At 68.0% G+C, this 17052-nt stretch carries 23 protein-coding genes; 2 read left to right on the forward strand and 21 right to left on the reverse strand.

The window, feature by feature from the left end:
* Nucleotides 1–78: 78 nt before the first annotated feature.
* The 17 genes from AB0M11_RS38715 to AB0M11_RS38795 all read right to left on the reverse strand — a co-directional run bounded on the left by AB0M11_RS38715 (nucleotide 79) and on the right by AB0M11_RS38795 (nucleotide 12080).
* Complete coding sequence (locus tag AB0M11_RS38715; protein ID WP_365713178.1) at nucleotides 79–1344, reverse strand: tyrosine-type recombinase/integrase; 1266 nt, start codon at nucleotides 1342–1344, stop codon at nucleotides 79–81.
* A gap of 89 nt (nucleotides 1345–1433) precedes the next feature.
* Nucleotides 1434–1679, reverse strand: coding sequence for a helix-turn-helix domain-containing protein (locus tag AB0M11_RS38720; RefSeq protein WP_365713179.1), 246 nt, complete (start codon nucleotides 1677–1679; stop codon nucleotides 1434–1436).
* A 91-nt stretch (nucleotides 1680–1770) separates the two neighbouring features.
* On the reverse strand, nucleotides 1771–3183 hold the full coding sequence (locus tag AB0M11_RS38725) for a phage/plasmid primase, P4 family (protein WP_365713181.1): 1413 nt from the start codon (nucleotides 3181–3183) through the stop codon (nucleotides 1771–1773).
* Nucleotides 3180–4103 (reverse strand): bifunctional DNA primase/polymerase, encoded by a 924-nt coding sequence (locus AB0M11_RS38730; RefSeq protein ID WP_365713183.1) that lies wholly within the window; start codon nucleotides 4101–4103, stop codon nucleotides 3180–3182. The genes AB0M11_RS38725 and AB0M11_RS38730 overlap by 4 nt, the downstream gene beginning before the upstream one ends.
* A gap of 88 nt (nucleotides 4104–4191) precedes the next feature.
* Nucleotides 4192–4671: a single-stranded DNA-binding protein gene (locus tag AB0M11_RS38735; protein ID WP_365713185.1), complete on the reverse strand. Its 480-nt coding sequence runs from the start codon at nucleotides 4669–4671 to the stop codon at nucleotides 4192–4194.
* Between the two features lie 5 nt (nucleotides 4672–4676).
* Nucleotides 4677–4856, reverse strand: coding sequence for a hypothetical protein (locus AB0M11_RS38740; RefSeq protein WP_365713187.1), 180 nt, complete (start codon nucleotides 4854–4856; stop codon nucleotides 4677–4679).
* 16 nt (nucleotides 4857–4872) lie between these two features.
* A complete protein-coding gene (locus tag AB0M11_RS38745; protein WP_365713189.1) occupies nucleotides 4873–5349 on the reverse strand; it encodes a hypothetical protein in 477 nt (158 codons plus the stop codon).
* A 15-nt stretch (nucleotides 5350–5364) separates the two neighbouring features.
* Nucleotides 5365–5559, reverse strand: coding sequence for a hypothetical protein (locus AB0M11_RS38750; protein ID WP_365713191.1), 195 nt, complete (start codon nucleotides 5557–5559; stop codon nucleotides 5365–5367).
* Nucleotides 5556–5825 (reverse strand): hypothetical protein, encoded by a 270-nt coding sequence (locus tag AB0M11_RS38755; protein ID WP_365713193.1) that lies wholly within the window; start codon nucleotides 5823–5825, stop codon nucleotides 5556–5558. The genes AB0M11_RS38750 and AB0M11_RS38755 overlap by 4 nt, the downstream gene beginning before the upstream one ends.
* A 140-nt stretch (nucleotides 5826–5965) precedes the next feature.
* A complete protein-coding gene (locus AB0M11_RS38760) occupies nucleotides 5966–8248 on the reverse strand; it encodes a cell division protein FtsK (protein ID WP_365713195.1) in 2283 nt (760 codons plus the stop codon).
* A gap of 84 nt (nucleotides 8249–8332) precedes the next feature.
* Nucleotides 8333–9154 (reverse strand): phosphoadenosine phosphosulfate reductase, encoded by an 822-nt coding sequence (locus AB0M11_RS38765; protein ID WP_365713197.1) that lies wholly within the window; start codon nucleotides 9152–9154, stop codon nucleotides 8333–8335.
* On the reverse strand, nucleotides 9151–9507 hold the full coding sequence (locus AB0M11_RS38770; RefSeq protein ID WP_365713199.1) for a hypothetical protein: 357 nt from the start codon (nucleotides 9505–9507) through the stop codon (nucleotides 9151–9153). The genes AB0M11_RS38765 and AB0M11_RS38770 overlap by 4 nt, the downstream gene beginning before the upstream one ends.
* Nucleotides 9504–10154 (reverse strand): GGDEF domain-containing protein, encoded by a 651-nt coding sequence (locus tag AB0M11_RS38775; RefSeq protein WP_365713200.1) that lies wholly within the window; start codon nucleotides 10152–10154, stop codon nucleotides 9504–9506. The genes AB0M11_RS38770 and AB0M11_RS38775 overlap by 4 nt, the downstream gene beginning before the upstream one ends.
* Nucleotides 10151–11146, reverse strand: a complete 996-nt coding sequence (locus AB0M11_RS38780; RefSeq protein ID WP_365713202.1) for a DUF2637 domain-containing protein — start codon at nucleotides 11144–11146, stop codon at nucleotides 10151–10153. The genes AB0M11_RS38775 and AB0M11_RS38780 overlap by 4 nt, the downstream gene beginning before the upstream one ends.
* Nucleotides 11143–11451: a hypothetical protein gene (locus AB0M11_RS38785; protein ID WP_365713204.1), complete on the reverse strand. Its 309-nt coding sequence runs from the start codon at nucleotides 11449–11451 to the stop codon at nucleotides 11143–11145. Before AB0M11_RS38785 ends, AB0M11_RS38780 begins: the two co-directional genes overlap by 4 nt.
* The gene (locus tag AB0M11_RS38790; protein WP_365713206.1) at nucleotides 11448–11741 is read right to left on the reverse strand and encodes a hypothetical protein; all 294 of its coding nucleotides are present in this window, start codon (nucleotides 11739–11741) and stop codon (nucleotides 11448–11450) included. Before AB0M11_RS38790 ends, AB0M11_RS38785 begins: the two co-directional genes overlap by 4 nt.
* 171 nt (nucleotides 11742–11912) lie before the next feature.
* Nucleotides 11913–12080: a hypothetical protein gene (locus AB0M11_RS38795; RefSeq protein ID WP_365713208.1), complete on the reverse strand. Its 168-nt coding sequence runs from the start codon at nucleotides 12078–12080 to the stop codon at nucleotides 11913–11915.
* A gap of 1042 nt (nucleotides 12081–13122) precedes the next feature.
* Between AB0M11_RS38795 and AB0M11_RS38800 the strand changes: the two genes are divergently transcribed.
* Nucleotides 13123–13848, forward strand: coding sequence for an XRE family transcriptional regulator (locus AB0M11_RS38800; protein WP_365713210.1), 726 nt, complete (start codon nucleotides 13123–13125; stop codon nucleotides 13846–13848).
* Nucleotides 13849–13850: 2 nt separating this feature from the next.
* Nucleotides 13851–14324 (forward strand): NUDIX domain-containing protein, encoded by a 474-nt coding sequence (locus AB0M11_RS38805; RefSeq protein ID WP_365713212.1) that lies wholly within the window; start codon nucleotides 13851–13853, stop codon nucleotides 14322–14324.
* On the opposite strand, the gene AB0M11_RS38810 is transcribed toward AB0M11_RS38805, so the two are convergent.
* The 4 genes from AB0M11_RS38810 to AB0M11_RS38825 form a co-directional block, all read right to left on the reverse strand.
* The gene (locus AB0M11_RS38810) at nucleotides 14312–14878 is read right to left on the reverse strand and encodes an HD domain-containing protein (protein ID WP_365713214.1); all 567 of its coding nucleotides are present in this window, start codon (nucleotides 14876–14878) and stop codon (nucleotides 14312–14314) included. The two genes, AB0M11_RS38805 and AB0M11_RS38810, sit on opposite strands and share 13 nt — an antisense overlap.
* Before the next feature lies 1 nt (nucleotide 14879).
* A complete protein-coding gene (locus AB0M11_RS38815) occupies nucleotides 14880–15341 on the reverse strand; it encodes a GntR family transcriptional regulator (RefSeq protein ID WP_365713216.1) in 462 nt (153 codons plus the stop codon).
* 156 nt (nucleotides 15342–15497) lie between these two features.
* Nucleotides 15498–16574, reverse strand: a complete 1077-nt coding sequence (locus AB0M11_RS38820) for an LPO_1073/Vpar_1526 family protein (protein ID WP_365713218.1) — start codon at nucleotides 16572–16574, stop codon at nucleotides 15498–15500.
* A complete protein-coding gene (locus AB0M11_RS38825) occupies nucleotides 16571–16753 on the reverse strand; it encodes a hypothetical protein (protein WP_365713221.1) in 183 nt (60 codons plus the stop codon). Before AB0M11_RS38825 ends, AB0M11_RS38820 begins: the two co-directional genes overlap by 4 nt.
* Nucleotides 16754–17052: the final 299 nt, after the last annotated feature.

Raw genomic sequence — 17052 nt, forward strand, 5'->3', positions numbered from 1 at the left:
CCAGTTCTAGTTCAACTAAGCCAGGGGCAGGGCCGAATAGGCCCCCACCAGCGGTTTTGCCGCCAGTGGGGTGTGCCGTCACGCCGCGTGGGCCGTCTCTGGGCCGTCATCGCCCCCGTGGGCCGCCCGGTACATGCCGTCGACCGCCCGTCGGGTGCGGCTCTCACTGCTCGGCATGAGGTGCGTGTACACCCGCAGCGTGAACCCAGGGTCGCTGTGCCCCAGGTACCGACTGAGCGCCTTGACGTTCTCGCCGGCATCGAGCAGAACGGACGCGTAGAAGTGCCTGAGCGCGTGCATGCCGTCCTCACGGGACTCCGCGATCCGCTCCCCCGGCTTGGGTTGCGGGATCACGCCAGCGGCCACGAGGGCAGGCTTCCAGGCGTGCACGTTGAAGTTGCTGCGCAGGACCGCGCCACCGTCGGGAGCGGCGAACAGAAGCTTCTTCGTCACGGGAGCGCCGCCGGGAACCAGCCAGGGCAACGTCACTTCCACGGGCGGGAATTGCTTCATGTGGGCCGCGAACGCCCGCCCCACCGTTTCAGGCAGCGGCACGTCTCGCACCTTGCCGCGCTTCGGAGGCGCGAATACAGGGTGCCCGTTGATGAGCTTCACCTGATAGGCCACGTGCAACCACCCTTTGAGGAAGCTGATTTCATCGACTGGAAGACCGAAGATCTCCCCTTGCCGTAGCCCGCATCCGCCGCCCGCGTCCACCATGGCGCGGTACGGCTCGGGAAGCGCCGCACGCACGGCGAACACGCGCTCAGACGTCCACGGCCGCACCCTGCTCGGCACCACGGCCGGCAGCTTGACGGAGACCGCACGACACGGATTCCGGCTCAAGAGTCCATCGTCCACGGCGGCCGTGAAGACGGTGGACACGTTGGAGATGATGACTCGCCGATAGGACGAGGCAAGCCCCTTCTCTTGCAACTCCCGGAACCACGTACGGATGTGCTCCGGCTGGAAGGACCCGAGAGGGCGGGAGCCGATGTGCGGATAGGCGTGAAGCCTGAGGCGGTATTCCGCGCCTGCCTGCGTCGCAACGTCAGTGGTCTGTGCTGCTACCCAACGTTCGGCGTACTGCTGGAAGGTGGTCCGGCCAGCTTTCGGGTCGATGTACTGACCGCGCTCCATATCGGATTCGATGTGAGACAGCCACTTCTCGGCGAGGCGCTTCTTGCCGTCGGGAAAGCTCTTGGACTTCTCGGTGCCGTCAGGTCCGATGTAGCGGGCCCGGTAGCGCATGCCCTTGCCGTAGCGGTCGGTCTTGGCCTTGATTTCGTTGCCGTTGTCGTCGGTCTCGGTCTTGAACCAGCGGTCTTGGATGTGGCCAGCCATTTGGGGCGTGGTCCCTTTCTGGGCATGGGTCGGGGAGGGCCGCGATACGGCCCTCCCCGGGAAGTTCGGTGTTGTGCTGCTCGGCTGCTCTACGCGGCGTCGCTGTCGTGGTTCTTGCGGCTGGTGACGAAGGCGCGTACGTCGGCCGGGTCGTAGCGGAGGTGCTTGCCGATGCGGAATCCGGGCGGGCCTACGCGCTTGCGGCGCCACTGGTAGACGGTCTCTTTCGGTACCTCGAACATCTCGGCGATGTCGTCGGGGGTGAGGTACCGGTCGGGGAGTCCGCCGCGAAGGGTGGCGCGCGGGTCGGCCAGGGAAGGGGCGGTCGCGCTCACGGGGAGTCCTCCATGAGTTGGAGTGACATTGCTCTGAGTCGTGACTCATCGCGACTCAGGGCGGGTGGGAGGGGGCTTGAGTCGCGATGAGTCACGACTCAGGCAGATGTGGTTCGGACGCGTTCAGCGTGATGCCGGTGTAGGTGGCGATCTGCCGGCCGTAGGGGTCGCGGGGGCGGGTTCGGTTGAGCTGGGGGATCACGGACTGGAGGTTGCGGCCGAAGAGCTGTTTCGTGCCGGGCTTGACGCCGTTGTCCTCTGCCCAGTCCCGCCAGACGGCCCACAGGGTGTCCACGGGGATGCTGGACGTGGGTCCGGTGGTGCAGCGTTCACGGACGAACGCACTGGTGGGTGAGGCGGTGTCCTGCATGGAGGTGACCGCTTCGCGGCTGCACGCGGGTTCCGTGATCCGGCCCTTGGCCTGGAGCCGGGCGAGGCCGTCCAGGGCCCAGTTCAGGATTCCAGGCATCTCGGTGATGAGCCGGTCGAACAGGGTGGGGTCCTCCCTGCCGAGCCAGGACACGGTCATGCTGAGCACGACGAACCGGCGGGCGATGACCCCGGAGGAGTCGCCGAAGTGCGGCAGTTCGTTGGACAGGATCATCAGCCGGGTGGGGAGCTTGCCGGTCCACACCGCGCGGTACTTGCGGTCTACGTCGATGGTGTCCTCACCGGAGATGGTCAACAGCCTTTCCACTACGGCTGTGTTGTCGTTGCCGGACAGGCGCGCGTCGGAGATGACTGCGAGCGGTTTGCCGACGAGGGTGGACAGGCCGAAGTTCGTGCCGAGACCGGCGAGGGTGGGCCCGGCGAGGTTCTCCTTGCCGACCAGCTCTTTGAGGACGCGGGCGATGGTGCCTTTGCCGGAGCGGGACGGGCCGACCATGAGCAGGATCTTCTGTTGGTCGGTGCGGCCGGACAGGACGTACCCGAACCACTCCTGTACGGCGTGGATGGCGTCGGGGTCGTCAGGCCAGATCTGCGCCAAGAAGCGTTCCCAGGTGGGTGCGCTCGCATCGGGGTCGTAGGCGAAGGGGACAGAGACGAGGTTGAAGAAGTGCGGGCCGTGCGGCAGAAGCGCGCGGTCCCGGATCCGCAGCAGCCCGTTCTCGCACGCCACGATCGGCCCCTCGCCGGCCGCGTCGGCGGTAGTGCCGTCGGTGTCGACCCAGGCGGGCGCGTCGGTGTCGGTGGGCAGCAGGGTGATGGAGCCGAGCGCGTCGAGCAGGTTGCTGATCTTGGGTTTCGTGGGAGCCCAGTCGCGTTCCTCGGGTTCCCCGTCCTTGCCGGGAGCGAGGAACACGGTGTGTTCAAGCCGCTCGTACATGGCCTTGCGGATCTCGGCTTCGTCCACCTCGCGCCAGCAGGTTCCGTTCCAGCGCATCCATGAGGCACGCCAGCGCCGGTAGGTGAGCCGTCCGTCGTCGGTCTGCCAGTCCGGCAGCAGACGGCGCGCTACGGCCAACGGGTTACCCGGCGGGGGAAGTTCTTCCGTGTCGGTCACGCGACGGCTCCAGGACCGGCGTCCAGGCCGTTGCCGACGGCCCGGCGGGCGTAGGCCTCGGGTACCCCGACAGTGACGGCGGCGGACACGATCTCCTCGGCGAGGACGTCCAGGCCGCAGGGGCCGGGGCAGGCAGTGTGCTGTGCGGCGAGGAACCGGGCCACGCCGAACGCCTGGGACCCGGCACCGGACTCGGTGCGCTCGCGGACGAGAGCGAGCCCCTGTTCCAGGCCGGTGCGCACGAACCGTTCCGTGTGGCGGCACCCGGTGGCGACGGACCGGTCCCACACGGCGCGGGCGGGGGTGGAAGAGACCACCTCCCGGCGGGCGGGGGTGGTGTCTTCCCGCACCGGCAGTGCGCGGACGGCGGGCGGCAGAGGGGCCATGGTGCCGGTGCCGGGCCCGAGCCAGCGGGCGTAAGCCATGAGGGACTTGATGTCGACGCCGGGCCGCACAGCGTTGTGGGAGGGCATAGCGCCCCGGTAGATCCAGTGCTCGCCGCGCGTCGTGGGCACGGTGCGGGTAGCGGGCAGGGTCCCTCGGGCCCATGCGACGGCCGCAGGGTTATCGAGGTCGACCACGGTGAGCCGGACCCCGCCGGGGTGGTAGCCGACGCAGACGGCGCGTTCCCATGCCGCCACCCACAGCGGGGACAGGATGACGTTGCGGTCGGTGGTGGCGGCGGCCCACGCGTGGCAGGGGGCGAGGCAGCGGCAGGGGCCGGGGTCCTTCATGTTCGGCCGTCCGCCGCAGACGTTCTTGGCGCACGCACGGCAGTTCCCGAACGGCACCTTCCCAGAGCGCAGGGGCAGCACGGGCACGCCGCGTACGGCGAGGGTCAGTGCGGCGCGCAGATGGCTGTTGGGGGCGCCTGGACGCGGCGTGGTGCGCTCTCGCGCGGTGTCGGCGAAGTGAGGCATGCTGGGGGTTCTCCTGGTTCCTTGGAGGGACATGGAGGAACCGGGGTGGGTGCAGGCTTTGGCGAGACGGCACCCACCCCGGGCGTATCTAGAACGGGGGTTCGTCGCCGGTCGAGGGCGCGCCCCATCCGGCCGTGGCCGGGGTGCCAGCGGGGGTTCCCCATCCGCCGTTGGACGGCCCGGTGCCATTGGCGCCGTTGCGCTGGACGCGGGTGACGTCGGCGGTGGCGAATCGCAGCGAGGGGCCGATGTCGTCGACTTCCAGCGCGAGCATCGAGCGGTTCTCGCCCTCGGGGGTCTGCCAGTTGTGCTGTCGCAGGCGGCCGGTGACGACGACGCGGGTGCCCTTGGCGAGGCTGTCGGCGATGTGCTGGGCGAGGTCGCGCCATGCGGTGCAGCGGATGAACATGGCGGTTCCGTCCTGCCACTGGCCGGAGGTCTTGTCGTAGCTGCGCGGGGTGGATGCCACGGAGAACTTCGCCATGGCGGCTCCGTTGGGGGTGAAGCGGAGTTCGGGGTCGTCGGTGAGGTTGCCGACGAGGGTGAGCGGGGTCTCTCCTGCGGACATGCGGATCACTCGCTTTCGGTGGACGTGGTGGCGGGGGTGCGGTGGTCGGCGGTGAAGTACAGCCGGGTGCGCCGGCCGTCGCGGGTGGGGTACTGGCGGGCCGGGCCGGTGTCGAACGCGGCGGCCACGGCGGCGCTGATGCGGTCGGTGTCGTCCGGATCGCAGATGACGCGGATCTCGAACACGGTTGTTCTCTCCAGTTCAGCCGTTGAAGGTGCTGCGCTTGATGACGGCCTTGCGGATGTTGACCGTGCTGCCGCGCCGTCCGTCGGTGAGCGCGCGGGCGGGCATGCGCCAGGCGAGGACGCCAAGGGCGATCCACATCGCGGCGCCGGAGCCGAACCCGGCGGCGGCGTTGATGACTTCGCCGATGCCGTAACCGGTCCCGGCCGCGAGCGCCCCGCCCCCGAGACCCGCGCCGAGGAAGCGCTGAGCGAGGGGGTCCAGCAGCGGCAGCGGGCTCAGGTCGCGCGGCTCCGGCATGGCCATGGGAGGCGGGGCCAGGTGCTTGGGCATGGGGACCATGCGCCCGTAGGCATCGGGCACCCACACCACCGGCCCGCGCTCGGCGGCCAGTTCCACGGCCGCCGGGGCGGACGGGTACAAGTCGAGCGTGACCGGGTCGTACGCCGGCGAGGTCTGCGCGTCCGCCCTTACGGCGGGAAGGTGTGCGTTCACGGGGCTGCTCTCCTTTCAGTTGCCGAGTTGGGCGGCCGCGTCTGCGGCGGCCTGGACGAGGTTGTGTATGGGCTCGTACGCGCCGGTCCCTGCGACGAAGAACCCGAACAGGAACAGCACCAGGGCTGCGCCGCCCCCGGCGGACTTCGTCTTGACGGCGAACACAGACGCCGCGCCGAAGAGCAGCACGGCGGAGACGGTCAGGGTCATCGGATGCCTCCCGGGGTGTCGGTGCCAGCGCGGTAGACGCGGGCCCAGCGGTTGTAGAGCCAGCGGCCGGCGCGGATGCGCTTGCCGGTCGCCTTGCAGCGGCGGCAGTCCTTGCCGCGCTTGAGGCGGCCCTTGCGGTCGGTCTTGAGGGCGTGGCCCATGCCACGGCAGCGGCGGCAGTCGCCGAACGGCGAGACCGCACACAGGCCGCCATAACTGAGCGTGACGACTATCAGGCAGGCGATAGCAAGGATGGTGGGGGTCATGAGGGGCCCTCCAGGGTGGTTTTTGAGGGTTTCCGCAGGTGGGGTGCTATCCGCTAGATCCCTGATGGGGTGCGGTTTGGGCTGCTAGCGAGGGTGCTACCGGTAGCAGGTGTGGGTGCTACCGGTAGCACCCGATCGGCCTACGCCGCGCCCGGATTTTCGTTACGCTCCGCAATCGCCTTCAGGAGGTCGGCGCGCACGATGCCGCGGCGGGTGGTGCGGGTCCCGTCGTCCGTGGTGCCGGCGACGTCACGGGTCTTGATGCCGTGCGGCTTGAGCGCGCTGGTGACGTTCTCGCCCTTCCACCCGCCGTAGACTTCCGGGCGCAGTTCGGCGAGGCGGACGGCGATCCGCTCGTTCCACACCCGCTCCTCACCCTCCGGCACGACGGCCGCGACATCCGCGAGCAGGTCGTAGGCCAGGCCAGTCACCGCCTCGCGGGTCTCCCCGAGGCAGTAGCCGGACAGCAGTCCGGCCTTCTCCCGCATCTTGCGGGCACGGGCCGCGACGCTCTCGGCCATGGGCGCGTCGAGGAACGTGCTGGAGACGATCCGGGCATCGGAGCCCTCGCCCACGAAGTAGTGCAGGCCCTTGTCACCCCAGGCGAACATGGTGGCCCGCACGCCGCGCTTGTACGACGAGGTGCCGAGCACCATGTCGTTCTCGGTCTGGCCCATCACCTTCAGGCAGAACCGGGTACTGGCGTTCGCGCTGATGCCGGTGGGCAGGGACTTCGCGTCGGGGCGCTGGGTGGCCAGCAGCAGCACGATCCCGGTGGCGGGGCCGCGCTTGACCAGGTCGGTTGCGATCTCCTCGAACTCCTTGCCGTGCTCGGCATGCTCGAACAGCACCTGGCACTCGTCCACCCCGATGATGACCGGGTGCAACCCGAGCGAGCGCTTGTCGGCGAGCGCGCTGGTCACCTTGGACTCGGGGCAGATGTCCCGGGGCAGCGAGCGGATCACCTTCGTACGGCGTCGCAGTTCCTCGCGCAGGGCGCGGAAGTCGGCCAGGGCGTAGCGGATCGTCTCGTCCTCCTCACCGACGCCGTGCCGGTGCGAGACCGCCTCACCGACCGGGTCAAGGTCGCCGGTGCCCTTCATGTCGTAGGTGTGCAGCTCCGCGCGCGGGTCCAGGGCGGCGATGAGCAGCAGCAGACGCAGGAGGAAGGTCTTGCCCATGCGGGGGATCGCGCCGATGATCCCGGCGATGAACATCAGCGTGACCTCGGCCCAGCGTCCGCGCTGGTCGGTGCCGTAGGGGATGGCCTTGAACAGGTCGACCGTGCCCGCCTTCATCAGCGGCCACACCGGCTTGCGCGCAGCCTTGAGGGTCTGGTCCCCCACCCACAGAACGAGGTGGCCGGGGTGTTCCTCCGACTCTGCCTCGGGCCACACACAGCCCAGCGGCCGGCGCAGGCCGGAGGCGAGGCGTTCCCGCTTCTCGATCACGTCGGTGACGGTCACGCCGAAGGGGAGGTTGCCTTCCGCGCGCCAGCCGGGGCCGTCGCGGGTGATCGGGGCGGTGAACTCGAACCCGTCCCGGCCCTTGGCCTGTGCCTGGTTGATGGCCGGGATACCGATCGCCCCCAGCGCGCGCAGCACGATGTCACTGGTGAGCTTGGTGGCCTTGGGCAGTTCCACGGCCCGGTGGACGACCGGGTTGTCGGCCTTGCGGCCAGCCGCCCCGAGCGCCATCACGACCGCGCCGACCGACAGAGCTTGCAGCCAGTCGGGGGCGAGGACGTAGACGGCCAGCGCCGCACCCAGTCCGATGAACATGCCGAGCACGGCGACCAGGGTGCGCAGCCGTACCCGGCCGTCGCGCTGCCGCGACAGCTTCAGATACTCGGCAGCGTCCTCACGCCGGACGGCGGCGAGTCGGACCGGCTCGCCCTCGCGGTCGGCCACCCACCGCATCGTGCCGCCCACGAACTTCGCCAGCCCGGAAGGGGCTTGCAGGGCGAGACGGCCGGCGTAGACCGGGGAACGCAGGGCGTGATACCCGGCCGCGTGGGCGTAGTGGCGGGCCACCCACGCGGATGCCGTGCGCAGTTCGGCGAGGGAGCGCAGCCAGACCGGAATGACCGGACGGCGCTTTGCAGCGGCCAGCCGACCGAGGTAGCCGGGACCGGCCGCCTTCAGCGACGGCGAGTCGACCAACACACGGGCGGTCGGGTCGCCCGACTCGCCGTCCGACTCGCCCGGGGTGGAGTCGGGCGACCGGTCGGCACCGCGTCGGGCATGCGAGTCGGCCAACTGGGCGCGGGCCGACCGCAGCTTGTCAAGGTCGACCACCTCGCCCGACAGGTCGGGCAGATCGAGATCACGGGTCCCGGGCGAGTCGGTGATGTGGAGCGGCTCACCGCTGGAGAGTTCGGCTTCGAGCCGCTTGAAGAGTTCGTTGTCGTCGGGGTGGTTCACTGAGGGTTCCTTCTCTCTGGGAGGGATACCGGGCCCGGCCGCGTGCTGTGGAAGGTGGGCGGCCGGACCCGGTAGGGGTTGTGCTCAGGTCATGCACCAGCCGGAGTCACAGCCGGTGTCGGTGTCATCGAAGGGCAGCGTGTCGACCCCGTCCGGGATCGCGTCGGCCAGCGGCCGCAGCAGGCGGGTGAGGTAGACGTGGTCCTTGCCGAGCGCGTCCCGGCGCCGGTTGAGCAGTGCTTCGAGGTCGCACGCCTTGGCGAACAGCTCCGGCTCGTCGCGGCGCATGTCGTGCCAGTTCTCCGGCCGGTGGAACGGGCAGAACCAGCACGCCGACTTGGGCGGTACCGGAAGTCCGACGCTGCGAATGATGCGCGGGCAGTCGGCCCGGCGAAGTCCGAGATCGAGCAGTGGGTATTCGATCCGCTCGTGCGGCTCGCACCGCCGGGTGTTCGCGCGGCCGATCTCGTCCAGGCTGATGCCGATGCCGACCGTGGCCGGGTTGTCCCGGGAGGCGCCGCGCCGCTTCAGCTCCTTGCCGATCACCTTGATTTTGAAGTCGCCCGTGCAGGCTCGGGTGCCCGGCGCCCCGCTTGGCGACAGCCGCACCGGGATAGGCAGCGAGCGCGAGCCCTCCCGGGTGATCCGCCCGTACAGGGTCTCGCTGGTGCCGTCGCGGCGCACCCGGCCGACCGTGACCAGCTCCAGCCCGTGGGCCTCGGCGAACGGGCGCGCGTACTGCTCGACATAGCGCAAGGTGGCGGGCTTTTCGGAGTCATCGCCGACGTTGGCGAAGATGAACGTCCGGTAGTCCAGCTCCCCGCGCGCGGCCAGCGCCAGCGCGGTGGTCGACTGCACCCCACCGCCGAAGCTGAACGCCTTCACCGGTTCGGTTGTGGTCGTCATGCGTGGTCCTCTCCGGCGCTCAGGTCGAACAGCGCGCACTGATCCGCAAGCGCGGCCGGGAGTTGCTTCCTGGCCCGGCGCGCGGCGGCTTCGTGGCAGTCGGGGCACCAGGCGCGCAACGCGCTCGCCGGGAGACGAGCGGCGGCAACGCCCGCGGCGAGCGGGTCGACGGGGGCGGCCATGAGCCGGACCCGGCGGCCGTGCTTGCTGGTGTAGTGGTCGTGCTCGCGCGGGCAGCGGCCGGCGTCCTTGGCGTGGGGGTTGCCGCACTCGCCGCTGCACTGGCAGCGGTATCCGGCAGCCTCCATGACCGTGTGGAACAGGGCGGCGCCGACAATGGGCTGTGACCTCACGCCGCCACCCCCACGACCGGAGCGGCGGTGCAGGCGCCCGTGCGGCCGGCGCGGCGACCGGTGACGGTGGCGAACAACCAGCCCAACCCGGCCCGGCGGGTGCCGGTGCGGGCCTGTTTGGCCGTGTACATCGCCTCATCGGCCCGCCGCAGCAGACCCGACAGGTCGTCGGCGGGGAAGTCCGCAGCGCGCGCCCACCCGAGGGACACCGTGGTGCGTATCGCCGGGTCCTGCCCATCGACGGGGCGCGCGAGGACGCCGTGCAGGACGGCGAGCAGGTCAGCGGCCGTGCCGTGGTCATCGATGAGGACGGCGGCGAACTCATCACCCCCGAGCCGTCCGACGACGCCGGAACGGCCGACATGGTGGGCGAGCCGGTCGGCGGTGGCCTTCAATAGGGCATCGCCGGCCGCGTGCCCGTACGTGTCGTTGATGTGCTTGAACCTGTCGACGTCCGCGAGCACCACGACCGCCCGCGAGTCCCTGAGCAGGGCGGTGGCGCGGCGGGTGAAGCCGTCGCGGGTGCGTAACCCGGTGAGCGGGTCACGGCGGGCCGTGTTCAGGCAGCGGTGCAGCCAGCGCACATGCGCCGCCCACCCGCACGCCAACGGCAGCGCGGACAGCAGGAGGATGGCCAGGGTGTTCACGCGGCCACCCCCACAGCGTCGTCGCGGGACGTGTCCACGGGGTGCAGGGCGCGGTCGTCGGCCCGCTCGGCGAGGAGGGCGTCACGCACCTGCCGGGCAGGACCGGAGCCGCACCGCAGCGCCTTGCGCAGCGCCTCGGCGTTGACCGCGTCATCCGTCCACTCAGTGGTGAGGGTGCGGGCCTCGGCGAGCAGGTCGGGCAGCGAGCGCGGTGGTGTCTTCGCCCTGGGCTTGGCCGGCCGCCTGCGCGGCGCCTTGGGTGCCTCCGGCTTCGGTTCCTCCGGGGCCTGCTGCGGCTCCGGCGTCGGGTCCTCGGCGATGCTCGCGGCGGCCGGGGCGAGTTCCCCCAGGCGCAGCAGGACGCGTTCGCGGCGCGGGGTCTTGTGCCGCCAGCCACGGCCGTACTGCTCGCGCAGATCCGCGCGGGCCAGCAGCCGCTCACGCTCCAGCGCGAGCGCGTCGCCGTAGGAGGTGACCTCCCACAGCGTCATGCGCCGCCACAGCGTGAACGTCGACACCGGGGCGAGGAACCAGCGAGAGACGCGGATCTTCTCCATCCGGCGGCCGGTGACCGCACCGATCCGCACGGCGTAGACGTGGGCGCCGATCTCGGAAAACACCACCCACAGCAGCGGCATCGTGCCGTGCGCCACCTTCGCCGACAGCGACGCGCCGGCCGCCACGTTGAGCCAGCACGTGACCAGGGTGAGCACCCAGGGCACGAACCGCACCCACCCCAACGCCATGTCCAGCCGGATCAGCAGCAGGTTGGCCAGCGTGAAAACCGGAATGGCCACGTCGATAGCGACGGGGAGGGTGTGCGGGTTGCTGAACCCCCACCGTGCTGCGGCCAGCGAGACCGCGTCGAAGGAGGAGTACAGACCCAGGGCACCGACCGCAGCAGCAGCGAGCGCGCCGACACCGGCGAGGCCCATTTCGGGGCGGGTGAGCGGCGGCACCTGTGGACGCTTTGTGGTCTGCTCGGCGCTCATTCCGTCTCCCCCTTGCGGCGGGTCTCGGCGCGGCTGAGCTGGGACGGGTGGATGCGCGGGCCGTCGTACCAGCAGAACGGCCGGGTGGTGTCGGCGGCCGTGAAGACGCGGATCGCGGCTCCTGCCGGGGCGTCGGGCAGCGGATAGACCCGGCCGCCCTCCAGCGAGGCCAGCAGCCGGGCCGCGTGGTGCTCACAGCCGTCCGCTCCGGCGTTGTGGACGTCCAGCACGGTCACGACGGCCGGACCGTCGCACTCGGTCGGGTCGTCGGGGTGCGCGGCGGAGCAGCGGGGGGTGCCGGTCATGCCGCCGCCCCCTTCCGGGAGGCGCGGCGGCGCGCGGCCGGCCGGGCGAGTGGGACGACGTTGAACAGCTGCGGGACGTGCGCCTCGATCACCTCGGCGACCACGCGGGTCACGTCGTCCGGCAGGTGGGGGTTGTCGGCGAGGATGTCGCGGGCCGCGTCGAGCCGGGCCGCCCGCTCCTCCTCGCTCTCGCCGTCCACCCCGAGCCACAGTTCAGCCGGGGTGCCCAACGCCAGTTCGATGAAGTCGTGCACGGAGACGGCCTGATGGGGGCCGATGTAGGCGTGCATTAAGAGGGCTCCTGAATCGGAGGGACAGGAAGCCGGAGCGGCCGCAGGCCTTTGGCGAGACGGCAACCGCTCCGGGACCCCGGCCGCAGACGCAGCGGGGGTGAGTGCCCCGGGCCGGATTCGATCCGGCGCCCTTCACGGCTCGATGCCGGGGCGGTGGGTGAACGGGTGTTACCGGGGCTGCTCGGTCAGGTGCGCCGCGTCCTCGTAGGCGGTGCGGATCTCCTGCTGCTGCCAGGCCAGTTCAGCCGCAGATGGCGCGGGGTCTTGCTGTCCGAGGTCGGTGGCCCACGTGTCCGCGCGGGCTTCCAGGTGCCATGCCGTCGGGTCGGTCGCCATCAGCACACCCCCGCATAGGGATGCGGACGCGGCGGCCGGACGGGAAGCGGCGGCTTGGTCTTCTCGTGCTCGGCGCCGGCCATCAACGGCCGCCCCGCGCACGGACGTTGTCCTCGCTACGCTTGTTCGCCTCTGTGTTCTTCCGCGACAACTCGTCGCGTTCCTTGTCTGTCAGACTCGTCACCACAGGTGACCTCCACATCAGGCGCCTGTTCGCGGCCCCCGGGGTGCCACCCGGGGGCCGCTCTCGTGATCGGAGCCAGAGGCTTCCGGCTCCCCGCACTCCCGCCCGTCCAGCACCGCGAAAGCGGGCCGTACGGGCGGGAGAGGCAGCCGGCCGCAGCGCGAGCGCCGCGAAGCCAAGGAACGGACCGGAAGGCGTGGACGGGTGCCGCCGACCGGTCCGGTCCGGCGGCACCCTTGGTATGTCGTCGGTTCACACCGACCTCCCGCAGAACGCAGGGACACGGCTTCACCGGTACGCCGTTGCCACGGAATACCGGCCCCGAGCCGGGAGCGTCGGGTGCGTCATCGTCACTGCTCTGACGCCAGCAGGGCGGCGCGTATCAGGTGGCACCCCCGGGGTCGACCTTCAACGATGAAGGGGGGATCACCAGGGCTGTTCTCCAGTGCCGGTACGCGGGACGGGACAGGTTCACCCGCCACGAAGTGGCCGCCGGCGGCCGTCACCCTGGCCGCCACGGGGACGGGGACTCACACCCCGTCGACTTCAATCCTCTGTTGAGTTCTCAACCATCTGCCGCTTCCTTCGTACTCACCCCTGCTGGGGCTTTCCTCCAGGCGATGCAGTACCTATTTTACAGGTACTGCATGGGGGCCCGTCAAGTACAGGCACGGAACTTCTCGGTTCTGCGCCGGGACGTCTTGGCGCACATTCAGAATCGCCGCAGCTCAGGGGAGTTGGTCACCCCACACGTGGACAGCTCCGGGAGATCTGGCTACCTTCAAGAGGTCCCTAGACGTCCCATCGGGGGTACAGATGTCCAACGAACGCTTGAGGTCGGCTCTGTTAGCTCGGGGCATGACCATTCAGGGCTTGGCTGAAGCCATCGACGTCAACCCGAAGACCGTCGAACGCTGGATCACACAGGGCAAAGTCCCGTACCGGCGGCACCAGTACGCGACGGCCACCGTGCTCAAGGTCGACGTGACGACCTTGTGGGACGACACCCGCACGGTCGACAGTGCGGCAGACCTCACGAAAGCCGAGATCGGAACTGTCTACCCCCATCGGCACACAGTCCCGTCCGGTCTGTGGCGCGAGATCTACGCCAAGGCACAGAAGAACCTTGATGTGCTGGTGTACTCCGGCTTGTTCCTGTCGGAGGATCCTGTGTTCCACGACCTTCTCAGGGCGAAGGCGGCGGCGGGCGTCCAGGTACGCATCCTGCTGGGGGACCCCGACTGTGCGGCCGTACGCCAGCGCGGAATAGACGAGGGACACCAGATCATGGACGGCAAGATTCGCAACGCTCTGGTGCTCTACCGCCCCCTCATGAGGAGCCACCCGGACATCGGGTTCCGGCTGCACGACTCGACTCTGTACAACTCGATCTACCGGTCCGATGACGAGATGCTCGTAAACCCTCACGTCTACGGCATTGGCGCCTACATGGCCCCTGTGCTGCACCTGCGCCGCGTGACCGACGGCGGGTTGTTCGACACCTATGCGAATAGCATCGAACACACCTGGGAGAACGCACGCCAGGTCATGGATGCCGACTTCGCGAGTATCAAGGGAGCCTGACCATGGGACGGATTGACTACCTTCACGACCCTGATGCCCCGCCGGCCAACTCGGTCGTTCCGTCCGTCGTCGCGTTCGTGCAGAACGACGCGGGAGACGTCCTGATGATCCGGCGCTCCGACAACGGCCGTTGGGCGCTCCCGGGCGGGGGGCACGACGTAGGCGAGTCCATCAGTGACACCGTCGTACGGGAGGTCTGGGAAGAGACCGGCATCAAGGCGGAGGTCCTCGACATGTCCGGGATCTACACCGACCCGGGCCACGTGATGAAGTACGACGACGGTGAAGTCCGGCAGCAGTTCAGCATCTGTTTCCGAGCGCGGCCAGTCGGCGGTGAGGTCCGTACGAGCGACGAGACGACAGAGGTCCGCTGGATCGCCCCAGCGGACCTGTCCAAGTTCGACGTCCACCCCACCATGCGGCTCCGGATCGAGCACGCTTTGGACCGGGCGCGGTCGGCGCCCTACATCGGCTGACGCTTGACGGCCGCGACTCGTTCGAGCACGCGTGAGGTGCTCGCGAGGATCTCCGGTTCGGCCCGCCGGATGAACGTGCCAATCAGGCTGTCTGGACCGTAGCGTCCGGTGATCTCGTTCACCCTGTCGATCGGGTTCGTGGGTGTGCCGTCCGGCGTGGTGTTCATGTCGCAGTAGCAGAGCGCGTCGTTCAGGTGCGCACTTTCCCGCGGGAACTCACTCTCCAACTCGTCGCGCAAACCGCGCGCTTCCGCTTCCATCCAGGCGCAGGAGTGATGAGCAACCAGATTGATGATGCGTTCGTCGGCGTGGGCCACATCCCGGAGATAGCGCGCGCCGTCGAGCGGGTGAAAGCCTGTCTTGGCCAGATCGGGCGCGTAGCCAATGTCATGGAGTACTGCTGCGGCCTCCAGCAAATCCGCGTCCTGGCCAAGGATGAGCGCGATGGTGCGGGCCCTCTCGGCGACTCCGCGGCAGTGCTTCCACCGTCGCGGCAACGGTTCGGCGAGCAGGGACTCACCCAGGGGGTAGGCCAACTCCGTCAGTGTCGGCAAGCTACGAACGCTCCTCTCGTGTCGGCACGGCACGGACCCTCCGCACCCTGCCTTGTCCACCTTCCGCCAGTACGCCAGCGGTCTCCAGCTTCTCCAGTGCCTTGGTCACCGTCGGGCGCGAAACTCCGAACCGCTCGGCCAGTGCGGAAGCACTCGGGAACGCTTCCCCGACTTCGAGTCCCTCAGCCGTGATGATGTCCGTGAGTTGCTGAACCAGTGGACGCCGGTCGACTTGCGCACCCGCACGCACGACGCGCCATCGTTCGCCAGGTGCCGGTTCGGCCACACCTTCCTCCCGCAGCACACCGAACGCACGGAGGGCGACCCCGCGTGAGACCTTGTGGTCGCGCATGACATCAGCCAACGAAGGAAGCTCAGTCATGTCTGGGTCGTCCTCGATCTGCCGCCTCACCGAGTCGGCGATCTTCAGAAACGTTCCCCGAGGGTTGACCTGCTGCGACACCCGCTCTCCCTCTCCGTTCGTCCGTCGTCTCCCCAAGAATCGCACGATTCGTGACCGTCGCGGAGAGGCCCAGGACAGTAACGCGCGGGCACCAGACGGCCCCGAGAAGAGTGCCGCCGCCCCGCCCAGTCTCGTCGACTACCGGCACAAACAACTTCACTGAGCGCGATAGCCGGAGATACCACCTTGGGGAATCCACTGACTGAGAGGCGAGCTGAATGCAGGACCAGCGATCCGCCTAGTGTTAGCGTGAGCAATAGCAACGGCAGTTGGGGTGTTTAGGTACGAATTCATCCCCAGTTTTTTCCATAGCTCAAAAAAGGGTGCAAGCGATGGGCAAACCCTTAGTACTTCCATAAGGATTGCCCGATCCGATTTAACATTGACGGTTAGAGCAGCGTAGGCGATTTCGCGAAGACTTTCCAAATGATCCGCTTCAATCAATCGGTCAAGATCGCGCACGGAAGCAGCGCGCAACTTGTACCGGTTTAGCTCACCAGAGCAGGGCATTACAAGGGGAGAATCCACGAGTTTTTGACCATCCGGGATTTGCTGCGGACTGAAACCTTCGGAAAACAACCCCGGATAATTCATCCCCAAATAACGCTCGGGCGCAATTGATCCAACACCAAGGATTAGACAACCAACACCTACGAGGTAGTCTGGATCAACTATTCCGACACGAGAGAGATCTTCCCGAAAGGGCTCAAGAGCCCTACGCAGATTGTCAGCGGCATCTTCCACGGTTTGAACATCAGGAAAGGCTACGTGTTTGACGGTAAAATTACATGACAGTAGGGCTATTTGCGGAGATGAAAGACTCTTCGCAACCCCAATGGCGGTTTCAAGAGAAAGCTGAGTTAGATCTCTAACGTCAGAAACAGTGCGGTCTATCAATATCCCGACCAGAGTGTCACCCAATTTCTCATCGCCCGTTTTCGCATAAGCCGACTGAGCGTCAAATATTGCTGACTGAACACCTGGATCACCTAGGTTGCCGAATCCCTCCGGACACCTCTCATTCAATTCACTAAGGAAGTTTTCCGTAAACCGGTCTGCACGCGCTACCGCTATTGCGAGAGCCTCCCTGGACAACTTCGTGAAATTCTCCCTGAATACCTCCATGGCTGCATCCTTGGCAATCCCCCTTGCATCGCGATAGGAAATTCCGGTGTGGATTACTTCGGCTTGGTAATTGATTGAATTGTCGCCGGAGCGCTGTGTCTGTCTCACGGATTCCTATCAATGTCTCGAATGTTCAGGTCGCGGCCAGCTTGAATGTTGGTGGAATTGTTTCCGCTCCTCTGGCTTTGCTTTGCCGAATCATTCCGCCGGTCAAAGAAGAACCAACCGATCACAGCGACCGCAAGTGCCCCGCCGACACCCCCAAACGCCCACGCCAGAACGCCCACTCTTCCTCCTTCTACGGTTGGACGCAGGTTAGTCGTCGTCGTTGACATGTGCTGCTCTTTCCCGCAAGTTGCCCGAATGATCAACTTTCTCCGCGTATGGCTATAAAAGATGGGTTCGTCGCGTCACAGGCGGGACCCCATCAGTCTTGGCGCTGGGCCGCCTGTGGGCCGTCCGACAGCAACCGTCGACAACCAACAACGACAAGCAACTACGACTCCGCCGCTGGTCAGGACACCCTCAAGTGAACTTCTCCTCGGGGCATCGGACGTCGCGCCAGTTCTAGTTCAACTAAGCCAGG

The organism is Streptomyces sp. NPDC051987, from assembly GCF_040680735.1.
Lineage (GTDB): Bacteria > Actinomycetota > Actinomycetes > Streptomycetales > Streptomycetaceae > Streptomyces.

Coding starts and splice junctions, on each gene's coding strand:
- AB0M11_RS38780 (WP_365713202.1), bottom strand. CDS start 11,146: ATGAGCGCCGAGCAGACCACAAAGCGTCCACAGGTGCCGCCGCTCACC.
- AB0M11_RS38735 (WP_365713185.1), bottom strand. CDS start 4,671: ATGTCCGCAGGAGAGACCCCGCTCACCCTCGTCGGCAACCTCACCGAC.
- AB0M11_RS38730 (WP_365713183.1), bottom strand. CDS start 4,103: ATGCCTCACTTCGCCGACACCGCGCGAGAGCGCACCACGCCGCGTCCA.
- AB0M11_RS38790 (WP_365713206.1), bottom strand. CDS start 11,741: ATGCACGCCTACATCGGCCCCCATCAGGCCGTCTCCGTGCACGACTTC.
- AB0M11_RS38750 (WP_365713191.1), bottom strand. CDS start 5,559: ATGACCCTGACCGTCTCCGCCGTGCTGCTCTTCGGCGCGGCGTCTGTG.
- AB0M11_RS38785 (WP_365713204.1), bottom strand. CDS start 11,451: ATGACCGGCACCCCCCGCTGCTCCGCCGCGCACCCCGACGACCCGACC.
- AB0M11_RS38765 (WP_365713197.1), bottom strand. CDS start 9,154: ATGACGACCACAACCGAACCGGTGAAGGCGTTCAGCTTCGGCGGTGGG.
- AB0M11_RS38715 (WP_365713178.1), bottom strand. CDS start 1,344: ATGGCTGGCCACATCCAAGACCGCTGGTTCAAGACCGAGACCGACGAC.
- AB0M11_RS38805 (WP_365713212.1), top strand. CDS start 13,851: ATGGGACGGATTGACTACCTTCACGACCCTGATGCCCCGCCGGCCAAC.
- AB0M11_RS38795 (WP_365713208.1), bottom strand. CDS start 12,080: ATGGCGACCGACCCGACGGCATGGCACCTGGAAGCCCGCGCGGACACG.
- AB0M11_RS38755 (WP_365713193.1), bottom strand. CDS start 5,825: ATGACCCCCACCATCCTTGCTATCGCCTGCCTGATAGTCGTCACGCTC.
- AB0M11_RS38800 (WP_365713210.1), top strand. CDS start 13,123: ATGACCATTCAGGGCTTGGCTGAAGCCATCGACGTCAACCCGAAGACC.